5 protein-coding genes and 2 pseudogenes are annotated in these 6,000 nt (G+C 28.9%); 2 read left to right on the top strand and 5 right to left on the bottom strand.

Features of this window, described 5'->3' with window-relative positions:
- Positions 1 to 1,276: cache domain-containing protein (locus KAR67_RS07715; protein ID WP_192801080.1), on the bottom strand; the 1,276-nt coding region annotated here is incomplete at its 3' end.
- Positions 1,277 to 1,387: 111 nt separating this feature from the next.
- On the opposite strand from KAR67_RS07715, the pseudogene KAR67_RS07710 reads away from it, so the two are divergent.
- Positions 1,388 to 1,814, top strand: a pseudogene (locus tag KAR67_RS07710) (MerR family transcriptional regulator).
- An 8-nt stretch (positions 1,815 to 1,822) separates the two neighbouring features.
- Here KAR67_RS07710 and acr3 read toward each other — a convergent pair.
- The 4 genes and pseudogenes from acr3 to arsP form a co-directional block, all read right to left on the bottom strand.
- Positions 1,823 to 2,850 (bottom strand): annotated as a pseudogene (gene acr3, locus KAR67_RS09840) (arsenite efflux transporter Acr3).
- Positions 2,844 to 3,266 (bottom strand): low molecular weight phosphatase family protein, encoded by a 423-nt coding sequence (locus KAR67_RS07700; RefSeq protein ID WP_002781069.1) that lies wholly within the window; start codon positions 3,264 to 3,266, stop codon positions 2,844 to 2,846. Before KAR67_RS07700 ends, acr3 begins: the two are co-directional and overlap by 7 nt.
- A complete protein-coding gene (locus KAR67_RS07695; RefSeq protein ID WP_002858914.1) occupies positions 3,263 to 3,580 on the bottom strand; it encodes a metalloregulator ArsR/SmtB family transcription factor in 318 nt (105 codons plus the stop codon). Before KAR67_RS07695 ends, KAR67_RS07700 begins: the two co-directional genes overlap by 4 nt.
- A gap of 9 nt (positions 3,581 to 3,589) precedes the next feature.
- Complete coding sequence (gene arsP, locus KAR67_RS07690) at positions 3,590 to 4,537, bottom strand: organoarsenical efflux permease ArsP (protein WP_162284608.1); 948 nt, start codon at positions 4,535 to 4,537, stop codon at positions 3,590 to 3,592.
- Positions 4,538 to 4,858: 321 nt separating this feature from the next.
- Here arsP and KAR67_RS07685 point away from each other — a divergent pair, with 321 nt between their 5' ends.
- Positions 4,859 to 5,830: a catalase gene (locus KAR67_RS07685; protein ID WP_192801079.1), complete on the top strand. Its 972-nt coding sequence runs from the start codon at positions 4,859 to 4,861 to the stop codon at positions 5,828 to 5,830.
- The last annotated feature ends 170 nt before the right edge of the window (positions 5,831 to 6,000 follow it).

Genomic DNA, 6,000 nt, shown 5'->3' with positions numbered 1-6,000 from the left:
TATGAATAGCATTCATATCTGATCCTACTTTAGTTTGTAAAACATCTAAAAGTCTATTTAGAACATTTTTAAGTTCTATTAATTGTGGATTTCTAGGATTAGCTGTAATTCTTGCAGTAAGATTACCTCTTTCTACTACTCCTACAGTTTCAACACTTTCTTTTACTGCTTTAGCATCTTGTTCTAAACCTTGTTTAGTAGCAAGGATGTTTTCGTTGATAGCTTTAGAGATTTGACCAAATTCATCATTGCTTTTTATTTCTATAGTAGAAACATTTTTAGTTTTATGGTTGATAAAATCAAAGAATGAAGTTAAACCTGTTTGGATAGCTGCAAGTGGAGAGAGGTATTTTGATACGATGAAATAAAGGAGGATGATGCTAATAGATATCATAATAATTAAGGCTATAACTTGTATATATGCTGCTTTAAATATAGGTTTATTTATTACATCTGCACTCTCGGTAATACAAGCTGTATAAGCAAAGACTTTAGTACAAGTTCCAAGTCTTTCTTCATTATTTAACTTATAAGAGAAGAAGTTGTTATCACCATGAGCTTTATATGCATTTAAAACAGGAGAATGGTCTACCGAAGGATCTAATAAAGCTTTGTTGCTGGCTGCAAAAACTCTATCTTTATGATCAAAAACAAAGGTATTGCCTGGAGTTCTAGCGATTTCATCTTGTAAACTACTTAATAAAACATCAAATCCTAAAACACCAATAAATTTACCATCCTTATAAAGAGCTTTAGAGTAAGTAATGGCGTATTCATTACTAACAACATCAATATAAGCTGGGGTTATATACGTTTGATTACTATTTCTAGCTTCTTTATACCATTCCCTAGTAGTTGCATTATAGTTGTTGGCTTTTCCATTTATAGTTATATTAGTATTTTTTTTCTCGCTTAGATCATCACTCACGATATTTTCACCATTATCTAAACCAATATAAACAGCAAGCAAATTTCCACTATTGCGGTAGTATTTTAATATGGCTCCTGCATTATTAATTATGTTGTCTTGAGAATTTAGTGCTTCATAGGGTAAATTTAATATATCTTTTTCAAGAGCATTAAGCAAAGATATATTTCTGGATCTAAAATCCTCTATAGAAATTTGTGCTGCTTTAAGAAGGTCTGTTTCAGCATGAAGCGTACTTTGATACAAAGAATCTTTTGTAAAGTAAAAGCTAATGATGCTCAAAATACTTAAGGCAAAAATTGCAATTAAATTTGCAATGAGGGAAAGTTTGATTTTAATACTATTCATTATTTTCCTTTTAATCTTTGTTATTTTTAGCATAAAACTAATAATTTGGCTATTATTTTATCACAAAAAAATAAAATAAATTTTTATTTTTGTCTTAAATAAGGAGAAAATATGGCTTATACTATAAAAAAGTAGAAAAAGAAACAAAAATTAGTGCTCATACTTTAAGATTTTGGGCTAAAAAAGTTTGTTTCCTTTTGTTCAAAAAGATGAAAATAGTGTGAAATATTTTTCAAAAAGCGATATAAAATGGGTAAAATGGATAGAATGGCTTAGAATTTCAGGTATGCCAATAGAACAAATCAAACATTATATAAAACTTTGCTCTTTGGGTATAAAAACTGCTAAAGAAAGACAAGAGATGTTAAAGCAAACAAAGAAAAAATTACAAAACCAGATTAAAACATTAAAAGAAAGTGAAAAAGTTTTAAGCAAAAAGATAAAAATTTATGAAGAAATGCTTGCAAATGAAGTCGATGGGTTTAATCCAGAAAGCAAGGACTATCAACCTTGCGATAAGTTTTGCAAAGAATCATGAGGCTTGATTCATTTTTTAGAATTTAAACTTTTGCCTAATGCCCATTTTACAAGTAAGATAAGTACAGGAACTTCTACTAAGGGGCCTATAATGCTTGCAAAAGCTTGTTCTGAGTGAAGCCCAAAAGTAGCAATACAAATGATTATAGCTAATTCAAAGTTATTTCCACTAGCACTAAAGCATAAAGAACAAGTTTTAGGATAAGAAAGATGATTTTTCTTAGAAATAAACCAAGTTAGAAAAAACATGAAGATAAAATACAAAGTCAAAACAAAGGCTATTTTTAAAGCTTCTAAAGGCAGGTGAAATACTTCATTTGCTTTGTAAGAACACATAATGATAATAGTTGCTAGCAGGGTGATAAGAGTTATAGGGCTGATTTTAGGTAAAGGTATTTTCGTACCATCGTTTGCTTTTGTATTTTAAAAGTAGGGTTCTTGTTATAAAGCCCATTAAAAAAGGAATTCCTAAATAAATCAAAACATTTTTACTTAGAGCTGAAAAATCTATATCTAAACTTGTAGCTAAAGTGCTTTGACCTAGTAATTTTGGTAAAAAATCCAGATAAATATAAGCCAAAAGTGGAAAAAAATAAAATTTGAAAAATGCTATTCATCGCTACTAAAGCACTGGTGTATTCTCTATCACCTTTTGCTAAATCGCTCCATACCACCACCATTGCGATACATCTTGCCAAGCCGATGATGATAACTCCTTGCATATATAAAGGCTCGTCTTTTAAGAAAATAAAAGCTAAGATAAACATAAGCAAAAGGGCCTATGAACCAATTTAAAATCATAGAAAGCAAGATAACTTTTTTAGAATCAAATACCTTTGAAAGCTTTGCATAATCAACCTTAGCCAAAGGCGGATACATCATCAAAATAAGACATAAAGTCAATACTACATTTACAGACTTGTACTCAAATAAATTCCAAAATAAAGCGATATTGGGGAAAATGATACCTAAAACCAAGCCTAAAAAATAGCTAAAAATATCCAAAGCGTGAGAAATCTATCGATAAAACCTAACATGTAAAGTCCTTAAGAGAATTTGTCTTTATGGCTTGTAAAAGAGCTGTTATTTTATAATCTAAAATTTGAATTATTTTCTTAAATTCATCATCATAACTTCCGCTAGGATCTTTTAATCCAAAATCAAAATAATACCTTGATTTTAAGCTAGGACAAGCCACGCCACAACCCATACTTACGACTATGTCTAAATTTTGAGGCAAAGAATCAATGAGTTTAGAATAATGCTTTTTCATATCGATTTGATAAATTTCACGCATAAGTCTTATAGCCTGTGAATTTACACCCTTAGAAGTGTCGCTTCCTGCGGAAAATACTTCGATATCTACGCCCATTTTTTCAGCTTTATGCCTAGCTAGTGCTTCTGCCATTTGAGAACGGCAGCTATTGTGAATACAAATAAATGCAAGTTTCATTTATCGTTCTCGCAAGTGTTTTGTTCTAAAACTATGTTGTCAATATCTAGATTTTTAATATTTTCAAAAAGGTCAGAATGCAGTTTTAAAAGCTCATTGTTGATACCATAATACGCCCAAGTTCCCTTACGCTTGACATATAAAAATCCTGCATCTTTTAAAATTTTTAAATGTCTTGAAAGTCTTGATTGACCCATGTTTAAGAGCTCTTGTAGATCACAAACACAAAGTTCTTTGTATCTTAAAAGATGATGCAAAATCAAAACCCTACTTTCATCATTGATTGCTGAAATAATGGTTAAAAATTTTTGCATTTTATTTCCTTAAATTAAATTAATAAAAATTCCAAAAGATATAGCCACGCCTAAAATAATCATAACAAATAAAAATAAAAATTTTATTTTAAACATTTGTTTGAGTAAAATAAGCTCAGGTAAAGAACATCCAGCACCAGCGATTAAAAAACTCATAATCACTCCTTGGGAAATTCCCATTTCCAAAAGTGCTAAGCCTATAGGAATAATAGTTTCTACTCTTAAATAAAGGAAAATTCCTAAAAAAGCCGCTAATACAATGCTTAAAATTTCATTCCCATTTAGGTATTTTTGTAAAATTTCTTGAGGAATGAAACCATGAATAAAAGCACCGATAAAAACTGCCACAACGATATAGGGTAATAATTTTTTATAATTTTTCAAACTTTCTTTGAATAATTCTTTATAGTTTATCGTTATATTTTTAGGCTTATCTTGAGTATTTGCACAGCATGATTTTTGTTTAAAAATAAAATTGCTAGGATTGTGAGTGGTTTGGGTAAAAATATTTGATTTTGTATTTTTAGGGATATGTTTTAAAAAACTCTCTTCCTTAAATTTGGAAAAAACAAAAGAAACAATAAATATCAAAAATACCAAAAAAACCACATAAGTCAAACTTAACTTTAAACCAAAAGCTATAGAAAGCATGGAAAAAATGATAGGATTAATAAGAGGTGAGGTAAAAAGATAAGCCAAGCACACGCTAAGTTTTACCCTAGCTTCCAAAAATGCTTTTAAAAGCGGTATGGTAGAGCAGGAGCAAAAAGGCGTTAAAGCACCTAAAAATATAGCTTTAAAATAGCTTGAAATTTTATCTCCGCTTAGTTGTTTTCTAAACATTCCTTCGTATTTTTGGTTGATAATGCTAATAAGAAAAGAAATTCCTATAAAAAGCACAGAAAGCTCGACAAATAGATATAAAAACTCTTTAAAAGTGTTAAAAAATACTTGCATTGTTTCTCCTAAAAAATTTTTAGAGCAGTATAATATAAATTTATTAATATGTCAATATATATTTATATATTGATAATGTAATATATACAGAGTGTTTTAAAATAAAGTTTTTACTTGAAATAATAAAGTTAAGATATAAAAGTTAATTTTAAAATTTCTATAGTTACTATTTAGATGTTGTATATTTTAAAAATGCAAACTTAAAATATTAGCATAATAAGGATATTTGAATTTATAACAATTTTCATTAATAATGCAAATTATCGTTTATAGTTAAATATTACAATGCCTACTTAAAAATTTTGAAACTAGGAGTTTGTAATGAAAAAATATATTAGTAGCTGTTTGGCTATTTGTTGTTTAAGTAGTGCTATTTATGCAAATGATGTAAAATATGATGCACAAAAAATAGCGGATATTTTTTATCAACTCAATGCGGATCCTAAAAATCCCAAAGTAAAAGTTAATCATGCAAAAGGTTTTTGTGCTATGGGAACTTTTGAGCCAGCACAATCTATTAATAAAGAAATTGATGTGCCTTTATTGACATACAAAAGTTTACCAATTCAAGTAAGGTATTCTTTAGGTGGAGCTTTTAAAGATGATAAAAGCAAAACAAGAGGCATGGCTATTAGAATTACTGATCCTCAAGATTCTGCTTCTTGGACTATGGTTATGTTAAATACAGAAATAAATTTTGCAAAAAATCCTAAAGAATTTGGTCAGTTTTTTGAAATGAGACTTCCTGTAAATGGTAAAGTTGATCAAGAAAAAATAAGTAAAATGATGCAAGAGGTTGATTCCTATAGAAATTTTGCTGCATATACTGATAAAATTGGTATTAGCAAAAGTGTAGCAAATACTCCATTTTTTAGCATACATACTTTCTATTTTAAGCAAACAGGGAGTGAAAACTATTTGCCAGCAAGATGGAAATTAGTTCCAAGTGAAGGTGTGGCGTATTTAAATGAGGCACAAATGAAAAGTGCAAGTAGTGATTTTTTAAAAGAAGATTTCGAAGATCGCGTAAAGACTAATAAGCCAGTAGAATATAAAATGTATTTAGTATATGCAAATAAAAATGATATTATTAATGAAACGACAGCTTTATGGAGTGGTAAGCATAAAGAAAGCTTAGTTGGAACTTTTAAAGTTAATGCTTTGAGTGATGAAGATTGTAATTTTGATGTATATTTTCCTTCAGATATACCTCAAGGAGTAAATCCGCCACAAGATCCTTTGTTCGATGTAAGAAACGAGGCTTATGCTATCACTTTTGGCATGCGTCAATAAATCTTTACTTTCAAGGGTTAAAGTCTTTTAAGAATTTATACTGTTTTGCCAAAGCTTGTCTTAAGATTAAGCTTTGGGGATTCATTTTTTTATGTTTGTGAAAAATATAGGTTTTATGAGATATAAAATACAAGTGATAATTTAGTATTTTTGAAATATAAAAATGTGAT

It is taken from the genome of Campylobacter sp. JH32, assembly GCF_017846535.1.
GTDB classification, from domain to species: Bacteria; Campylobacterota; Campylobacteria; order Campylobacterales; family Campylobacteraceae; genus Campylobacter_D; species Campylobacter_D coli.
The sequence above is the reverse complement of the archived record's forward strand: the minus strand, read 5'-3'. Positions and strand labels throughout refer to the sequence as shown.

Bases quoted from the DNA above. Each gene is read 5' to 3' on its own strand.
- KAR67_RS07700 (WP_002781069.1), bottom strand. From the start codon at position 3,266: ATGAAACTTGCATTTATTTGTATTCACAATAGCTGCCGTTCTCAAATG.
- KAR67_RS07695 (WP_002858914.1), bottom strand. From the start codon at position 3,580: ATGCAAAAATTTTTAACCATTATTTCAGCAATCAATGATGAAAGTAGG.
- arsP (WP_162284608.1), bottom strand. From the start codon at position 4,537: ATGCAAGTATTTTTTAACACTTTTAAAGAGTTTTTATATCTATTTGTC.
- KAR67_RS07685 (WP_192801079.1), top strand. From the start codon at position 4,859: ATGAAAAAATATATTAGTAGCTGTTTGGCTATTTGTTGTTTAAGTAGT.